This window comes from Anaerolineaceae bacterium oral taxon 439 (assembly GCA_001717545.1).
In the GTDB taxonomy this organism is placed as follows: Bacteria; Chloroflexota; Anaerolineae; order Anaerolineales; family Anaerolineaceae; genus Flexilinea.
Genome location: CP017039.1, coordinates 1,984,439 through 2,002,508 on the forward strand (window position 1 = coordinate 1,984,439; position 18,070 = coordinate 2,002,508).

Annotated in this window: 13 protein-coding genes; 11 read left to right on the top strand and 2 right to left on the bottom strand. The window is 56.0% G+C overall.

Going from position 1 to position 18,070, the window contains the following annotated elements:
- Nucleotides 1-15 precede the first annotated feature (15 nt).
- Nucleotides 16-1,581 (bottom strand): PTS sugar transporter, encoded by a 1,566-nt coding sequence (locus tag BEQ56_08875; GenBank protein ID AOH43577.1) that lies wholly within the window; start codon nucleotides 1,579-1,581, stop codon nucleotides 16-18.
- A gap of 351 nt (nucleotides 1,582-1,932) precedes the next feature.
- On the opposite strand from BEQ56_08875, the gene BEQ56_08880 reads away from it, so the two are divergent.
- A complete protein-coding gene (locus tag BEQ56_08880; protein AOH43578.1) occupies nucleotides 1,933-4,920 on the top strand; it encodes a putative selenate reductase subunit YgfK in 2,988 nt (995 codons plus the stop codon).
- 80 nt (nucleotides 4,921-5,000) lie between these two features.
- Here the strand turns inward: BEQ56_08880 and BEQ56_08885 are convergent, their stop codons facing one another.
- Nucleotides 5,001-5,837, bottom strand: a complete 837-nt coding sequence (locus BEQ56_08885; GenBank protein ID AOH44481.1) for a hypothetical protein — start codon at nucleotides 5,835-5,837, stop codon at nucleotides 5,001-5,003.
- A 161-nt stretch (nucleotides 5,838-5,998) separates the two neighbouring features.
- Here BEQ56_08885 and BEQ56_08890 point away from each other — a divergent pair, with 161 nt between their 5' ends.
- The 10 genes from BEQ56_08890 to BEQ56_08935 all read left to right on the top strand — a co-directional run bounded on the left by BEQ56_08890 (nucleotide 5,999) and on the right by BEQ56_08935 (nucleotide 18,035).
- Entirely contained in the window at nucleotides 5,999-6,358 is a 360-nt protein-coding gene (locus tag BEQ56_08890; GenBank protein ID AOH44482.1) for a hypothetical protein, read from the top strand.
- Between the two features lie 9 nt (nucleotides 6,359-6,367).
- Nucleotides 6,368-8,053, top strand: a complete 1,686-nt coding sequence (locus BEQ56_08895) for an energy-dependent translational throttle protein EttA (protein ID AOH43579.1) — start codon at nucleotides 6,368-6,370, stop codon at nucleotides 8,051-8,053.
- Nucleotides 8,054-8,518: 465 nt separating this feature from the next.
- A complete protein-coding gene (locus tag BEQ56_08900; protein AOH44483.1) occupies nucleotides 8,519-9,754 on the top strand; it encodes an ABC transporter substrate-binding protein in 1,236 nt (411 codons plus the stop codon).
- A 96-nt stretch (nucleotides 9,755-9,850) separates the two neighbouring features.
- Complete coding sequence (locus tag BEQ56_08905) at nucleotides 9,851-10,723, top strand: ABC transporter permease (GenBank protein AOH43580.1); 873 nt, start codon at nucleotides 9,851-9,853, stop codon at nucleotides 10,721-10,723.
- A gap of 20 nt (nucleotides 10,724-10,743) precedes the next feature.
- Nucleotides 10,744-11,583 carry an ABC transporter permease gene (locus BEQ56_08910; GenBank protein ID AOH43581.1) on the top strand — a complete coding sequence of 280 codons (840 nt, stop codon included), beginning with the start codon at nucleotides 10,744-10,746 and terminating at the stop codon, nucleotides 11,581-11,583.
- A gap of 12 nt (nucleotides 11,584-11,595) precedes the next feature.
- Nucleotides 11,596-13,134 carry a DUF5060 domain-containing protein gene (locus BEQ56_08915; protein ID AOH43582.1) on the top strand — a complete coding sequence of 513 codons (1,539 nt, stop codon included), beginning with the start codon at nucleotides 11,596-11,598 and terminating at the stop codon, nucleotides 13,132-13,134.
- 239 nt (nucleotides 13,135-13,373) lie between these two features.
- The gene (locus tag BEQ56_08920; protein ID AOH43583.1) at nucleotides 13,374-14,387 is read left to right on the top strand and encodes an inositol 2-dehydrogenase; all 1,014 of its coding nucleotides are present in this window, start codon (nucleotides 13,374-13,376) and stop codon (nucleotides 14,385-14,387) included.
- Between the two features lie 45 nt (nucleotides 14,388-14,432).
- Entirely contained in the window at nucleotides 14,433-15,236 is an 804-nt protein-coding gene (locus tag BEQ56_08925) for a hypothetical protein (GenBank protein ID AOH43584.1), read from the top strand.
- A 1-nt stretch (nucleotide 15,237) separates the two neighbouring features.
- Entirely contained in the window at nucleotides 15,238-17,106 is a 1,869-nt protein-coding gene (locus BEQ56_08930) for a 3D-(3,5/4)-trihydroxycyclohexane-1,2-dione acylhydrolase (decyclizing) (protein ID AOH43585.1), read from the top strand.
- Nucleotides 17,107-17,141: 35 nt separating this feature from the next.
- Nucleotides 17,142-18,035 (top strand): myo-inosose-2 dehydratase, encoded by an 894-nt coding sequence (locus tag BEQ56_08935; GenBank protein AOH44484.1) that lies wholly within the window; start codon nucleotides 17,142-17,144, stop codon nucleotides 18,033-18,035.
- Nucleotides 18,036-18,070 lie beyond the last annotated feature (35 nt).

Here is an 18,070-nt window from a genome sequence, read left to right on the forward strand (position 1 = left end):
GATCCGCCGGACGTTTTACGATCCCGCCGGCTTTTTATCCGATAGTTCATTTACCAAAATCGTCAGGACGCAGGCAATCAGCAGCGCCGCCAGCATCGCCAGCGCGAAATAAAGCCCTTTCCCCTCGTTCGCCATCGTCGGCGCCAGAATCGACGGGACATACGCAATACCCTTAACGTCGAAAAGCCCGACCAGCGCGCCCGAGACCGTCGCCGCGATCAGCGCAGAAGCGAATACCTTCCTGCTGGAAAACATGAACGGATACGCCGCCTCGACAAACGTCCCAAAGCCCATGTTAATCAGGAAGCCGGTCAGCGCGACCGCCCGATCGCCTTTCCCCTTCGGCGCGATCATATTCGCCAGCGTGATCCCAGCCGAAACCATGACAAGCCCGGTCATATCGATCGCCCCAAGGAAGCTGTATCCCGTCGCTTCCATCTCCAGAAGAACGATCGGTAAAATTGCGGCATGATAAACGCCGCCGATAATCGCCGGCCAGATCAGCAGCCCCGCCAGCGCCCCCGCGATCATCGGGTTAAACGCCAGCGCCGACTCGATAACCGTCTTGATTCCGTTCCCAAGCCATAAAGCCACAGGCGCAATCAGGTACATCCCGATCAGCCCGGCCGCCAGCCCGCCAAGCCCGCCGGCGGCGATATTCGCGGTCGTCCCGGGGAATTTCCAGCGGAGACATTGCAGGATAATATAGTAAGAAAAGACGCCCGCAAGGATTCCGCTCGCAAGCCCACCGATAATTCCCCCCTCGACCGACAGCGTTCCGGCGACGATCCCGGCGACGATCCCAACCTCGTCCAGCCCCGAAACCTGCTTCGCGGCGATCGCGGCGATCAGGACCGGCAGCGCGCCGATCAGAATATTAAACGCGTTTTCGAGCGGCGCTAAAAACGGGACCTTGCTCAGCGCGAGACAGAGCGCCATCGCAATAAATCCGGGAAGCGAAGCCATCATCATCCCGCGGAAATTAATCCGTTTCCAGATATTGTCCCCCGCCGCGGAAGCCGCCGCAGCCCCGATAATCGGCATGTACTTCAAGTTCCATTCGCTCGCCAGCGCGGAAACGAACGCGACCGCCCGCGTCCGGTTCGTCGTCCCGGTCGTACCGGACGCGGATATGACCCGCGCGCCCAACTTCTGCGCGTTGGCTATCGACGTCCCGCCGGTCCCGACGACGGGGAGCTGTTTCCGGGCCGCGGCGGCGATCGCCTCCTGATTGACGCCGGCCGGGTCACAGCTCATCACGATCAGCCCATCGATCTCGCCGGCGTCGATCTTCGCCGCCAGCTCCGAGTCGAGCCGTTTCGCGTCCTGATTAACCTCCGCCAGCGTTTTCTCTTCGCCGGGCTCGACCGCCTCCCCGCTCAGCGTATACAGCCTCGCCTTCGCGTCCATCGCGATACCATCCATGCTTTTGTCCGTACTGATAAACAAAACACAGGCAATATCCATACCAGCCGATCTCGTCTGTGTAAAGATCTCGGAAAACATCCGCTTCGGGTCGTTTCCGCCCTGGGAATATAAATTCCCCCCACTGCTGCCAAGAACTGCTACCGTTTTTCCCATTCTTTTCTCCCTTTTCAAGTAAAATCCTTCATCCCATATGCTATCATAAATATACGTACATTTCAAGAAGAAAGCTGTCATATTTGTATGGTGACATTCGTCTTTCCGACAGAGCGCATTCCGAATTCCGGCGTTCCGAAACGGCAAGGACCAGGAAGCGCCCGCGCCGGTCTGTAAATATATTACATTCGGCGCATAAAACTCGTGATTTTTGACGAACAGTCGGATTGTCAAACAATCTCAAAAAGGTTAAACTAAATACAGTAACCACAGGAAGGTTAGCCAGTTATATTGAAAAGCCTCCGTTTCGAATGGTCCCCGTGCGGAGTAATAACAAGAAGGAGAGTAATTATGAGTGATCGAATGACGTGCATGCCGTTTGCACAATTATTGGATTGGGTTTTTACCGAATATGAAACCCGAAAAACCGTTTTCGGACAGCACCGCTTCTTCAAGGCATCTGAAAAGCCGGCGCTGACGATTTTCGGACGAACGCTTGAAACGCCGCTGGGGCCGGCCGCCGGACCGCATACGCAGCTGTCGCAGAACATCGTCGCCGCATACGTCGCCGGCAGCCGCTTTTTCGAAGTCAAAACCGTTCAGATTATCGACGGCGAAGACCTCCCGGTCAGCAAGCCTTGCATCAACGCCCATGACGAAGGGTACAATGTCGAATGGTCGACGGAGCTGACCGTTCCCAACGCGATGCGCGAATATATCAACGCCTGGGTCCTGCTTCACCTGCTCGCGATTGAACTCGATCTGGGCTCCCCCAACGGCTTCCAGTTTAATATGAGCGTCGGCTACGACCTCGCCGGGATTCAATCCGAAAAAATTAATACGTTCATCGATACGATGATGGACGCGTCAGGCAGCGACGCGTTCCAAACCGCGATCGACACGGCGATAAAATTCCTCCCGCGCCTGAAAAAAGTTACGGAAGCGGATATTCGCGCGATCCCCGCGAAAATCTGCAACTCGGCGACGCTGTCGACGCTGCATGGCTGCCCGCCGGTCGAAATCGAACGCATCGCGACCTACCTGATCGAGGAAAAAGGGCTGCATACGTTTATCAAATGCAACCCGACGCTGCTCGGGTATGAATTCGCGAGGAAAACGCTCGATAAAATGGGCTACGATTATATTCAGTTCGGAACGCATCATTTCGAGCATGACCTGCAGTGGGCCGACGCGATCCCGATGATGCGCCGGCTGATCGAAAGATGCGCAGCGAAGGATCTTCAATTCGGCGTCAAAATCACGAACACCTTCCCGGTCGAAATCAAGGCCGGCGAATTGCCCGGGAACGAAATGTACATGTCCGGCCGGGCGCTCTACGCGCTTTCGATTTCGTTAGCCGCGAAGCTGTCGACCGAATTCGCCGGAAGCCTCCGGATCTCCTACTCCGGCGGGATCGACCGGTTCAATATCGAGAAAGTCGTCGAGTGCGGAATTTGGCCGGTGACGATCGCAACGACGATGCTGAAGCCCGGCGGATACCAGCGCGCGATCCAGCTCGCCGAGCTCTCTTCCGCCGCCGTCAGGTCGCCGTTCACAAAAATCAACGTCAACGCGCTGAACACGTTAGCTGCGGCCGTTCCAGCGGACGGGAACTATCGAAAATCGATCAAGATGCCCCCCGCCCGGAAGAACGGAAAGAAAGTCCCGCTGATCGATTGTTATGTTGCCGGCTGTCAGGAGGGCTGTCCGATTCATCAGGACATTCCAACGTATATCCGCCTCAACGGCGAAGGAAAATTCGCCGATTCGCTCCGTGTGATCCTGGAGCGCAACGCGCTCCCATTTATTACCGGGACAATCTGCGCGCATCCCTGCATGAGTAATTGCGTTCGCACCGTATACGAATCGCCGGTCGAAATCCGCGCGACAAAACTGAACTCCGCGGAAAAGGCGTTCAAAGAGGTCCTCGCTGAACTGAAGCCGACCGGAACTTCAAATAAACGCGTCGCCGTCGTCGGCGGCGGACCGGGCGGAATCGCGGCCGCGTTCTATCTCGCGCGCGCCGGCGCCGCGGTCACGCTGTACGAAAAAACCGACGTCCTCGGCGGTATCGTGCATCACGTTATCCCGAACTTCCGAATCGGCGCGGACGTCATTCAGAAAGACGTCGCCTTCATCGAGAAACTGGGCGTCAGGATCGAAACCGGGCGGGAAATTACCGACGTAGCGGCGTTGAAAGCCGAAGGCTTCGACGCGGTCGTCCTCGCCCTCGGGGCGTCGGCGCTCAGCCATATTCAAGTCGAGGGGATCGCCGTCCGGAACGCGATCGAATTCCTCGAAGAATTCAACCGGACGAACGCCCAGATCGATCTTGGGAAGAAAGTCGTCGTGATCGGCGGCGGCAATACCGCCATGGATACCGCCCGGGCGGCGAAGCGGACCGCTGGCGTCGAGGAGGTCTCGCTCGTCTATCGCCGAACGATGCGGTACATGCCCGCCGACGAAGAAGAGCTTCGCTACGCGCTCGAAGACGGCGTAGCCTTCAAGGAGCTCCTGTCACCGGTCAAATGGGAAAACGGAGAACTCCTCTGCCGCCAGATGGAGCTCGGCGAACCGGACGCGTCCGGACGGCGCGGCTTCGTCGACACGGGGAAAACCGTCGCGATCCCCTGCGACAGCGTCATCGCCGCTATCGGCGAGAAGGTTCCGGCGAAGTTTTACGAAGCGAACGGAATCGCGCTGAACGACCGAGGCATTCCAACCCTGAGCCCCGCTTATGAAACGTCGGTCGAAGGCGTTTATCTCTGCGGCGACGGAAGAACCGGCCCGGCGACAATCGTACAGGCCGAAGCCGACGCGATCGTCGTTTCCAACGCGATTTCAGGGATCCGCGAACAAAGGTTCAGGCCAGTTCCGGATCAGCTTTCGAATATCTATCCGAAACGCGGAATCCTGAATCACCCGTCGGTGAAAGTTCATGAACAGAACCGCTGTCTGTCCTGTTCGACGATCTGTGAAATCTGTACCGAAGTCTGCCCGAACCGCGCGAATGTCGCGGTCGCGGTCCCCGGAATCGACATGCCGCAGATCATTCACGTCGATTACATGTGCAACGAGTGCGGCAACTGCGAAACGTTCTGCCCATGGGCCAGCGCGCCGTATAAGGATAAGCTGACGCTGTTCGCAACCGAAGCCGATTTCGAAGACAGCGCCAACAACGGCTTCCTCGTCCTGGATCGCGACGCGCTCCGTTATAAAGTCCGGCTCCTGGGGCGCGTCTTCGAGACGAGCGGGAAAGAATCCGACCCCGCGCTCCCGCGCGACGTCCGCGACACGTTCAACGCCCTTGTCGCCAATTACGCGTGGATGATCCCGTAAGATCGCCGGGAAACGGCCGATCCTGAAAACGCAAGCCGCCTGAGAATCCGGGCGGCTTTTTCATGCCGGCGACGACATCGTTACCGTAAATCCGCGGCAATCGCTTCAGCAATCGCGGAATTGATCGCGTTAAAGACCGGATTCTCCGGATGCGGGATACAGTCCTGAACCCAGTTCCACCAGAAATAACCGCCGATAAAACGATCGCCGGCGCGCCTCATCCCATAATAAGCGGTCGCCATCGCAATTTTACTTTCGACGGCTGCCCTATCCGCCGCCGTATTCCCGGATTCGCCGACGCCGATTTTTGCGTTCGGGAAAAAACGCGCGATCCCGGCGAAGACCGAAGCCCAATCCGGCGCGTACCCGCCGTTATCGTCTTCGTAATAACTGACCAACGCATAATCGACATTTTCAGCAAGTCGGACCGGAAGGTAACGATCCAGCCAATCGAACAGGTCGTGGTCGGCTGGGTCGGCGTAATAGACCGTCAGCGCCGTCTTTCCACCGCGCGCCCTGATAAAATCGTTCGCCGCCCGCGTTTTCGCGACGATAAGCGCCGGATCCTGACGAATCCAGTCGACCCCGTTGATCTCGTTCCCGATTTCCCAGATTCCGACGTACGGCGAAAGAACCGCGAACGATTCCCGGAACCGTTCCAGGTAGGATTCGACGTCCGGATAATTGCGCATGTAAAATGAATCAACCGGCTGAGCCATGACCGTCGCGACGGAAGAGATCGCTGAAAAAAGCTCGACGTATTCCGCGACCGGAAGATCATCCGTCATCACGATTCGCACCACCGGCCGGACGGGCATCGCGCGGATCGCGGCGGTTATCTCAGCGATCGCAACTTCGCCGTACCAGGAATCGTCAACCGTTATACCGAAAATCAGCTCATCCGGCCGTGAATTCAGGTCCGCAGCCGCGGCGATCGAAAAAATCGAACCGCATGAAAACACGAAGAGGACCGCGAAGAGGAAAACCTGAATCAGGAGCCGGCGCTGGATTTTTGTCATGGCTCCATTTTAGCGGAAGTTGGGAAGAACGCTCGCTCGAATGCTATAATCATGTCACCATGGCAAACAAGAGCGTCACAGTTTTCAGCACCGAATCCGGGCGGCACTGCCCGAATTGCGGCATGCCGGTATCTGAGTGCGCCTGTAAATCGTCCGGCGCGAATCCGCCGCAATGGAAAGACGACGTTATCCGCGTCCGCCGTGAAAAACAGGGCAGGGGCGGGAAAGAAGTCACAACTATCCGCAACTTTCCCGGAACGACGGATGAGCTCCGACGACACGCGACTGCGCTGAAGAAGGCGCTCGGAACCGGCGGGAGCGAGAAAAACGGAACGCTCGAAATCCAGGGCGATCACGTCGATCACGTCATCGCTTATTTCAAAAATTCAGACATGAAAATCAGGAAAGACGGAGGATAAACGACCCGCATGGCGCAGGATCCGAACAAAGTTATTTACTCGATGATCGGGGTTTCGAAAATCTATGGTCAGAAATACGTCTTAAAGGATATTTACTTATCCTATTTTTACGGCGCGAAAATCGGCGTCCTCGGGCTGAACGGCGCGGGGAAATCGTCGCTGTTAAAGATTCTCGCCGGCGTCGATAAAGACTTTATCGGCGAAACGATCCTTTCTCCGGGCTTCACGATCGGCTACCTTGAACAGGAACCGCTCGTCGACAGCCGGAAAACCGTCCGCGAGGTCGTCGAAGAAGGCGTTCAGGAAGCGATCGACCTGCTCAGGGAATTTGAAGAGGTCAGCGCGAAATTCGCCGAGCCGATGAGCGACGCGGAAATGGATAAGCTGATCGCGCGGCAGGGCAGAATCCAGGAGAAAATCGACGCGCTGGACGCCTGGGATATCGACGCCCGGCTGGAAATGGCGATGGACGCGCTGCGCTGCCCGTCCGGCGATACGAACGTTTCCGTCCTCTCCGGCGGCGAAAAACGCCGTGTCGCGTTATGCCGGCTGTTATTGAAACGACCGGATATCCTCCTTCTCGACGAACCGACGAATCATCTCGACGCGGAAGCGGTCGCCTGGCTCGAACGTCATCTCCAGCAGTACCCCGGAACGGTTATCGCCGTGACGCATGACCGCTACTTCCTTGATCATGTCGCGGGCTGGATTCTCGAACTCGACCGCGGGCAGGGGATCCCCTACCAGGGGAACTATTCGTCATGGCTGGAACAGAAGAAATCGCGCCTTTCGCTCGAAGAAAAGGGTGAGTCGCAGCGTCAGCGCACGCTCGAGCGCGAGCTGGAATGGATCAGAATGTCGCCGAAAGGGCAGCACAGCAAATCCAAAGCGCGCATTGCCGCCTATGAAAAGCTTCTCAGCGAAGATACCGTCAAGCGCGCCGAGGAGCTGCAGCTGTTTATCCCGCCGGGGCCGCGTCTGGGGAACCTGGTGATCGAGATGAACGGCGTGCGAAAGGTCTACGGCGACCGGATTATTTTAGATAACGTAACCTTCAGCCTTCCGCCCGGCGGCGTCATCGGAATCATCGGCCCCAACGGCGCGGGGAAAACGACGCTTTTCCGGTTGATCGTCGGCGAAGAGAAGCCCGACGGCGGAACGATCCGAATCGGGGAAAGCGTAAAACTCGGCTACATGAATCAGAGCCGCGACAACCTTGATCCGGAGAAAAACATCTGGGAAGTTATTTCCGGCGGCGCGGACGAAATCAGCATCGGAAACCGAAAAATCAACTCGCGCGCCTATGTCTCCCGTTTCAACTTTAATGGCGCCGATCAGCAGAAAAAAGTCGGAACGCTCTCCGGCGGAGAACGGAACCGCGTCCAGCTGGCGCGGACGCTGACCGCGGAAGCGAACGTCCTCCTCCTCGACGAACCGACGAACGACCTCGACGTCAATACCATCCGCGCGCTCGAAGATGGGCTGGAAAACTTCGCCGGCTGCGCGCTGGTCATTTCGCATGACCGCTGGTTCCTCGACCGGATCGCGACGCATATCCTCGCGTTTGAAGACGACAGTTCGGTTCTGTATTTCGACGGAAACTACACGCAATATGAAGCCGATCGCAAGGCGCGGCTCGGAATCGCCGCGGACACGCCGCATCGAATCAGGTACCGTTCGCTGACGAGAATATAAGCCGGGCCATTAAAAATCCAGACCGTCGCTAAGTCCATGCGGCGGTTTTTTTTGATTCCACCCCTGTTTCAATATTCCCTCCAGGCGCGAATGCACGATCCAAACCCGGGAATTCCTGAAATCGGCGGACGCTGCTAAACGATCTTACTGAAAAATGACATAGATCATGCGCTCTTCATGATAATATTCACTATCCGCACGAGTACGAATATTTATTCATTATTGATTGAATATTTCAGCCAGACTCCCTATAATCGGATTATACAAATACATATCAAACTGCGCAGGCATAATTCGTTCATTTTCGCCAGATTCCTGATCAACGTTTCAAATCTGGCGGGCAGAGAAAGGAGTCCGAACTTCAGGTATATTGCAAAACGCAGAATTCTATCGAACCGCGAATCGATTCGCGCTTTCAGATATTTTGTCCGCCATATTTCATTACGGAAATTCATATCAGGAGAAATCATGAAAAAAACTGTCGTCCTTTTAGCCGTCCTTACCGCCCTCTGCACCCTTTCCATTTCAGCCCTCGCGCAAACCGAAGTAACCTTTTGGACGCTCAACACGCGCCAGGAGGCGGTCGGGCCCATCGTCGAAGCCTTCAACGCCGCAAATCCGGATATCAAAGTCATACCATCTTTCTTTGATACAGATGGCATTAAAGACGCCTGTAAAGTCGCCGCGTCCTCCGGAACGCTCCCGAACATGTGGTTCAACTGGGGCGGGAGCCTGGGCGGGTTTTACGCGGACAACGGATTAACCTATGATTTGAACGACTTCGCCGCCGCGAACGGCTGGGAGGAGAAATTCAGCCCATCCGCGATTTCGCTCGCAACCTATGACGGCAAGCTCGCCGGTTATCCGACCAGCTATAACATCCTCGGCGTCTACTATCGAAAAGACATTTTCGAAAAATACGGAATCGCCGTTCCGACGACGTTCGAAGAATTCGAAGCCGCCTGCGCGACGCTGAAAGAGAACGGCGTCATTCCGATTTCGACCGCCGGACTTTACGGTTGGCATGTCATGCGCTTCGTCGAACTCCTCATCGAACATTACGCCGGCGCTGAGCTCCACGATAAAATGAACCTTTTCGAAGAAAGCTACAACAACGACGCCGTTATCCAGGCCTTAACGAAATATAAGGAATTCGTCGATAAAGGCTACTTCCCGATCGGATTCATCACGGCAAATCCAAACGATACGCGCATGGCAGTTTACACCGGTGACGCGGCCATGGATATTCAGGGACAATGGTACGATGGAATGATCATCCAGGACGAACAGCCAATGGAACAGTTCGGCGTCTTCGCTTTCCCGTCAGGCGAAAAGAACCGCCTTTCAGCTTTTGTTGAAATGACAGAGTTCAATGCAAAAAATACCCCTGAAGAATTGGAAGCCTGCGTCAGGTTCATGGATTTCTATTACAGCCAGGAAAACGCCGATCGATACGCCGCTTACTTCAACCAACCGCTGCCGTTAATCGACCCCGTCATGCCCGAGGGCCAGCCGAACGTTCCCGTTCTCCTGAAGCTCGGCGAAGAAAACGGAACCTTCACGATCACGGATCAGGCCTTCCCGACCGAAGTCGCCGACGCGCTTTTCAACGTTCAGGCCGGGATTGCAAATAGCGAAATGACGCCGGAAGAAGGCGCCGCGAGAATTCAGGAAGCGATCGAAGCGTACCTGAATAAATAATCCGGTTCATCAATCTGCTCAGGCGTGGCGACGCGGAGGCATGACTGCGCCTGAGCAATCCGATTGACCCATCAAAATAGACAGCGGGACAGCATCATGAACACACAGAAAAAAACAGATTGGGGCGCATACCTTTTCCTGGTTCCGGCCGCTATTATCTACCTGTCCGTCATCGTTTTTCCGATCGGCTATTCCTTTTTTATCAGTCTGAACAAATGGAACGGAATCGCTGAAATGGAATTCGTCGGCTTAGGAAATTACATATCGCTATTTACGAACGATCCGATTTTCCAGCAGTCGCTTAAAAACAACCTGATCTGGATCATCCTGACGATCTGTCTGACGATGCCGGCTGCGTTAGGCTTCGCGCTGATCCTGAACCATAAGTTCAAAGGTCGGACGTTCTTCCGCGGCCTCTTTTACTTTCCATGCGTCATCGCGCCGATCACCGTCTCGATCATCTGGCGCTGGATTTACGAGCCGAGCGTTGGATTTATTAATCAGCTGGCCAAATTGATCAACTCGCCATTCCGCCAGAGCTGGCTTTCCAACCCGGATACCAGCCTCTACGCTATCTTTGCCGCCGCGCTTTGGGCCGGAATCGGCGGTTCGATGATCCTTTTTCTCGCAGGACTCCAATCTGTTCCCACCGAAGTTCTGGAAGCCGCGACGATCGACGGCGCTTCGGGTATCCGGCGTTTCTTCTCGGTGACGGTCCCGCTGTTACGCGAGACGTTCGTTATCGTTTTAGCGACGTTGATCGTTTCCGCGATGAAAGTTTTCGACGTGGTGCAGGGCCTGACCGGAGGCGGTCCCAATAACGCCACTCAGATGATGTCGACATATATGTATTCGCAATCATTCCGGTACAACAACGTCGGGATGGGGACCGCGATCTCCTGCATCATGGTCATTATGATGCTCGTCGTTATCGTCCCTTACGTCAGCTTCACCGCTAAAGAAGCGTAGACGGCCGATCGGAGAGAACCATGACAGCACTAAATAAAAAAATCACGAAAACGACGCTGTTTTATATCGCGCTGATCCTGATCGCGATTATCTGGATCATTCCAATTTATACGCTCCTCGCGACCGCCGTCAAAAGCAAACAGGACTTTTTCAGCGGTCTCGGACTTTTCAGCCTGCCAAAAAAATTTGCCTGGGTCAACTTTGCCAACGCGTTTACAAAAGGGAATTTAGGCAGATACATGGTCAACGGACTGATCATCTGCGTCCTGAAAGTTCCGCTCGGAATCTTCGTCGAAGCGTTAGCCGCTTTCGCGATGACCCGATTAAACGTCAGGCACAAGACCGCTATATTCGTCTTCTTTCTGGTCGGAATGATGCTCCCGATGCAATCCGCGTTGGTTCCGATTAACGTCGTCTTCAGTAAATTGAAGCTGCTGAATACCTATTTCGGTTTATTTTACGTGTACGTTGGATTCGGGATATCCTACGGGATCCTGATCCTGCGCGGATTTTTCCGCGGAATACCGAAAGAGATCGACGAAGCCGCGACGCTCGACGGCTGTTCCAAATGGCGGTTGTTATGGCGGATTATCCTGCCGATCGCCAAACCCGCCGTCGCTACCCTCGTCATAACCGATTTTCTCGCGACCTGGAACGAATACCTTTTAGCGAGCGTTATTATCAACGATAACACTAAGAAAACCGTGCCGGTCGGGCTCATGACCTTCGTCGGCGAACATGGAACCGATTACGGGTTCCTCTGCGCCGGGGTTCTGATGTCGGTTGTTCCGGTCCTGACCGTTTACCTGATCTTCCAGCGGAATTTTGTCGAAGGCATGTCCGGCGCTATCAAGTCATAAAAGGAACCAGCAATGAGCATTCCACAATATCCAAAAATGGTTGAAAAATGGGGTGTCTTTGAAATAAGCTGCCGCGGGAAATCGGATAAGAATCCGTTTACGGATTATACGATCCAGGGCGAATTTTCCAGCAAAAACGAAACGAGCACAGTCGACGGATTTTACGACGGCGACGGCGTCTATAAAGTCCGATTCATGCCGCGGTTCGAGGAAGATCACGTTTTCAGGATCTTCGGGACCTTCTCCGAGGAAACGGTTGGCGGAGCCTTTTCCGTCGCGCCGCCCGCCGAAAAGAATCACGGGCCGGTCCATGTCGCCAACACGTTTCATTTCGCCTATGAGGACGGGACCCCTTATTACCCGATCGGGACGACCTGCTACGTCTGGGAGCTCCAATCGGAAGCGCTTCAAAAACAGACGCTGGAAACATTGAAGAATTCGGCGTTCAATAAAATCCGGTTCTGCATTTTCCCGAAGCATTACGATTACAACCTGAACGAACCGTCTTCCTACCCCTATATTGGCAAGCCGATGGACAGCTCGGTCCTGACCAGCGACAATTTCCAGCAATACAACGGCGCGGCGGATGGGAACGACTGGGATTTCACGCGGTTCAACCCGGCTCATTTCCGTCATATCGAAAAATCGATCGAAGCGCTGCGGGACCTGGAAATCGAAGCCGACCTGATCGTCATGCATCCCTACGATCGCTGGGGCTTCAGCCTGATGAACCCCGAACAGGACGATCTTTACTGGAAATACGTTATCGCCCGCTTCTCCGCCTATCGGAACGTCTGGTGGTCGCTGGCGAACGAATATGACCTGATGCCCCAGAAATCGATCGCGGACTGGGAACGCATCGCGAAAATTCTCTGTACTCATGACCCGTATCAGCACCTGCGTTCGATCCATAACTGTCGTCCGTTCTACGATCATTCGCGCCCGTGGATTACGCACTGCAGTATCCAACGTCAGGACCTGTATAAATCCGCGGAGCTCGTCGGAGAATGGCGGGAGAAATATCGGAAGCCGATCGTCCTCGACGAAATCGCTTACGAAGGCAATATCCAGCATGGATGGGGGAATATCTCCGGGAAGGAGCTGGTCCGCCGGTTCTGGGAAGCGGCCTGCCGCGGTGGATACGCCGGGCACGGAGAAACGTTCATGAGCAGTGACAACGTTCTCTGGTGGTCGCATGGCGGAACGCTGAAAGGCGAAAGCCCGGAACGGTTCCGCTTCCTTTATCAAATTCTGGCGGACACCCCCGGGCTGGGACTCATGCCGATCCAACGCGATTGGGACGCCGCAACCGCGGTCCCGGATACGCTCCAATCGCTCGTTTCGCCGGAATATTACCTGATTTATTACAGCTTCATGCGCCCGTCGTTCCGGGAATTTTATTTTGACGATTCGAATACGTATGAAGTTGAAGTAATCGGCACATGGGAAATGACGATTCAGAAGGCCGGAAGGTATCAGGGAAAATTCAAAATCGAGCTGCCGGGGAAAGAATACATGGCCGTTCGGATCCGTAAAGTCTCCGCCGCCTGATCCCTGGACAAGCTGAACTGCAAAGGCAAAAGCTCCCGGCTTTGGGAGCTTTTTTCAGACGGCGGCCGCCTCACGCATGGAACGATTTACCCCACCCCTCTCGCAGTGACATTCCGCCGGATAAAAAATGACAATCAATTCCGCTCGGAAACGGCGAAAAATGATACAATTGTCCTGCTTGTAAACGTTTACAAAGCCGCTGTTAACGAAATCAGCCAATTAAAGGAGCTATTTTTCTCATGAAGAAAATCAAGATCGGAATCATCGGCGCGGGACGCATCGGACGCGTCCACGCCAACGCCTTAACCAACAGCATCCCGCAGGCAGAAGTCGTCGCCATTTCCGATACCTTCGCCGCCGCCGCTGAGAAAGCCGCCGCCGACTTCGGCATCCCGCATTTCTACGCCGACTATCAGGAAATCCTGAAAAACCCCGAAATCGACGCGGTTCTCGTCTGTTCCCCGACGAATACACATGCTCAAATCACGATCGAAGCCGCCAACGCCGGGAAGCATGTCTTCTGCGAAAAGCCGGTCGACCTGAAAATCGAACGCATCCTCGAGGCGAAAGCCGCTGCCGAAAAAGCCGGGATCAAGCTCCAGATCGGCTTTAACCGCCGTTTTGATCATAACTTCAACCGGATCAGCCAGCTGGCGCGAGCCGGCGCGTTGGGCGAGCTTCAGGTCCTGCGGATTACCTCGCGCGATCCGGAACCGCCGTCCGCCGAGTACGCGAAAAATTCCGGCGGGATGTTCCTCGATATGACGATTCATGATTTCGACATGGCCTATTTCCTCGCGAATTCAGAAGTCGAGGAGGTTTTCGCCGCGACCGCCGTCACCGTCGACCCCGCGATCGGCGCCGCCGGCGATATCGACACGGCCGTGATCACGCTCCGCTTCGCCAACGGCGCGATCGGCGTCATCGATAACTGCCGCAAGGCAGCGTACGGTTACGACCAGCGCGTCGAATACTTCGGGACGAAAGGCGCCGCCGTCGCTGAAAACGACCGCGAAACGAACGTCAGCGTCGCCACCGCCGAATCGGTCAGCAGCGATAAACCGCTGTATTTCTTCCTCGAACGATACATGCAGTCGTTCCGGGAAGAGCTCTGCCAGTTTATTGACGCGATCGAAAACGACAAGCCGGTACCGGTGAATATCGACGACGGACTGCGCCCGATCCGGATCGCGATCGCCGCGAAAAAATCGTCGCTCGAAAACCGTCCCGTTCGCCTGAGCGAAATCGAATAGCTCGTTGCTGTAAAAGCGCATGAAGAAAACAACGGAGGAACAAAAATGAATCGCAGCCTTATCCCCGCCCGCCCGTTTTCGGACGGGTACAACGAAATCGTACGGCGCGGCGGAAGCCCGGACATGCTGATGGATTTCGGAATTATCCGGCTGAAAACCGGACAAGTCTATCAGAATAACGAACCGCTCGAGCGCGTCCTCCTCCTGGTCCAGGGGGCGGTTACGCTCGAATTCGCGGGCCAGGAGAAAACGATCGACCGGGCCAACTGCTTTGACAGCGCTCCCTGGGTACTGAGCCTTCCCGCCGGCGAACCCGTCAGGATTACCTCGCGCCGCGACGATACCGAACTCACGTACAACGCGACCGAGAACGAACGCGCGTTTCCGCCGCGCCTCTACGCGCCGGAAGAAACTCCCGATGAATATCGGGGCGCGGGAACGATGAAAGAAACGTCTACGCGAATCGTTCGCACGACGTTCAACTACACGAACGCACCTCATTCCAACTTCGTCATCGGCGAAGTCGTCGGCTTCCCCGGAAAATGGAGCAGCTACCCGCCGCATCATCATCCGCAGCCGGAAATTTACTACTATAAAACGATGCCCGAGGGCGGGCGCGCGTACGCCGAGCTCGGCGACGACGCCTATAAGCTCCGCGGCGACGATACGCTCCTGATTACCGAAGGATTGACCCATTCGCACGTAACCTACCCGGGGTATGCGCTCTGGTACCTCTGGATCATCCGACATCTCGACGGCGCGCCATATATTACCCCGATCTTCGTACCCGAATTCAAGTGGGTCGAAGCTCCGGACGCGATCATCTGGCCCGATAAAGCGGAGGAATAAAATGACCCAACGAACTCGATTAACCATGGCGCAGGCGCTCGTCCGCTTCCTGGACCGCCAGTACATCTCGTTCGACGGGAAAGAGGAAAAATTCGTCGACGCCATGTTCGGGATCTTCGGGCATGGCTGCGTCGTCGGCGTCGGTCAGGCGCTCGAACAGGGCGGGCACGGGATCCGCTTCCTGCAAGGGCATAACGAACAGGGGATGGCGCACGCTGCGATCGGATACGCGAAACAGCTCAACCGCCGGAAAATTATCCCATGCCTGTCGTCGATCGGCCCCGGCGCGATGAACATGGTCACCGCCTGCGGAACCGCGACCGCGAATCGGATCCCGCTCCTCGTCCTCCCCGGCGATACCTTCGCGACGCGCCAGCCAGATCCTGTCCTCCAACAGGTTGAACATCCGAATTCGTTCGCGACGACGTCGAACGACGCCTTCCGCGCCGTCTGCAAGTACTGGGATCGGGTCGAACGTCCGGAACAGCTCATGACCGCCATGATTAACGCGATGCGCGTGCTGACCGACCCCGCCGACACCGGCGCTGTCTGCGTTGCGCTTCCGCAGGACGTCGAAGGCGAAGCGTACGACTACCCTGAATACTTCTTTGAAAAGCGCGTCTGGTATCTCGACCGGCGGCCGATTTCCGCGGCGCAGCTGGACCGCGCCGTCGCGTTGATTCGATCCGCGAAAAAACCGCTGCTGATCTGTGGCGGCGGGGTCCGCTACGCTGAAGCCGGCGACGCGTTAATTCGCTTCGCCGAAGCGCTGAACGTTCCGATCGCGGAAACGCAGGCCGGAAAATCCGTCGTACCCTGGGACCATCCGCTGAACGTCGGCGGTCTCGGCGTAACCGGCGGGAAAGCCGCGAACGTCCTCGCGAAAGACGCCGACCTGATCCTCGCGGTCGGGACGCGGCTGACCGATTTCACGACGGCGTCGAAATCCGCCTTTAAGAACCCTGACGCGCGGCTGCTCTCGATCAACGTCTGCCCGTTTGACGCGTTCAAGATGGACGCGGACGCGATCATCGCCGACGCGCGCGAAGCTTTAACAGCGCTGACCGCGTCGCTCAGCGCGATTGGGTACCGTTCCGGCTATCAGGGCGAAATCGCGGCGGCGCGGGACGAATGGAACGCGATCGTCGACGATTTCTATGCGCAGCCGGATACAGCCGCCGGGATGAGCCAGACGCGCGCGTTAGGCCTGATCAATTCACACATGAAACCCGCCGATATCGCGGTCGGCTCCGCCGGATCGCTCCCCGGCGACATGCAGCGGCTCTTCCGCCCGGGGAACCGTGACACCTACCACATGGAGTACGGCTATTCCTGCATGGGCTATGAAGTCAACGCCGCCGTCGGGGTCAAAATGGCCCAACCTGAAAGCGAAGTTTACGCGTTTCTCGGAGACGGCTCGTTTATCATGTCGCACAGCGAGCTGTATACCGCCGTGCAGGAAGGGTTGAAAGTCAACTTCATGGTCTTCGATAACGCCGGATGGGGCTGTATCGAGAACCTCCAGAACAGCCAGGGAACAAAAACCTTCGGGACCGTTTTCAAAGCGCGAAGCGAGACGACCGGCCGCCTCGACGGCGGGCCGCTTCCGATCGATTTCGCCAGGATCGCCGAGGGCTACGGACTGAAAGCCTACCGCGCCGCGACGAGCGCGGAGCTCGAAGCCGCGCTGAACGACGCGGAGGCCCAGACCGGCCCCTGCCTCTTCGATATCAAGGTACGTCCGGGAACGATGACCCCCGGCTTCGAAAGCTGGTGGCGCGTTGGGACGGCGGAGGTTTCGACCGATCCGAACGTTCAATCGGCTTATGAAGCCATGCGCAGGAAAATCAAGCTCGCCCGGGATTATTAGAGCCGGGAATGAATAAAAACGCGGAGAAAATTAAAATGTTATCGACTGAAAAAGTTCGCCTGGGAATCGCCCCTATCGGATGGACGAATGACGACATGCCCGATCTGGGCGCGGAAAACACGTTTGAACAGTGCGTCAGTGAAATGGCGCTCGCCGGCTTTGAAGGCTGCGAAATCGGGAATAAATACCCGAAAGACTGGGAAACGCTGAAACATAAACTCGACGTCCGCAAGCTGCAAATCTGCAACGCCTGGTTCTCAACGCTCTTTACCTCCCGCCCTTACGAGGAGACGATCGCGGCGTTCATCGAGCACCGCGACAAACTTCATTATCTCGGCGCGAAAGTCATCGGCATCTCGGAACAGGGCAACTCGATTCAGGGAAAGCCAGTCCCGATCCTGGAAAATAAACCGGTCTACAGCGCGGAAGAATGGGAAGTCGTCTGCCGCGGGTTCAACGAATTAGGAAAGCTGGCGAAGGAAAAAGGCATGTTCCTGACCGTGCATCATCACATGGGGACCGGCGTTCAGACCGCGGAAGAAATCGACTACCTGATGGATCATACCGATCCTGAGCTCGTCTACCTGCTTTTCGATTCGGGTCACCTCAGCTTCGCCGGGATCGATCCGCTCCCGATCCTGAAAAAGTATATTCATCGCACCAAACATGTCCATCTGAAGGACCTGCGCTCAAAGGTCTGGGAAAACGTCAAGGCTCAGAAGATGAGCTTCCTCGACGCGGTCCGCGCCGGCGTCTTTACCGTTCCCGGCGACGGCGACGTTAATTTCCTGCCCATCTTCGAGGAACTGGCGAAGGCCGACTATCGCGGCTGGGTCGTCGTCGAAGCGGAACAGGATCCCGCCAAAGCCAACCCGTTTGAATACGCGCTGATCGCACGCGAGTATATCCGCAAAACCGCTAAAATATAACTAAGCCTTTACAGAAAGATAAGGAGAAAATTCAT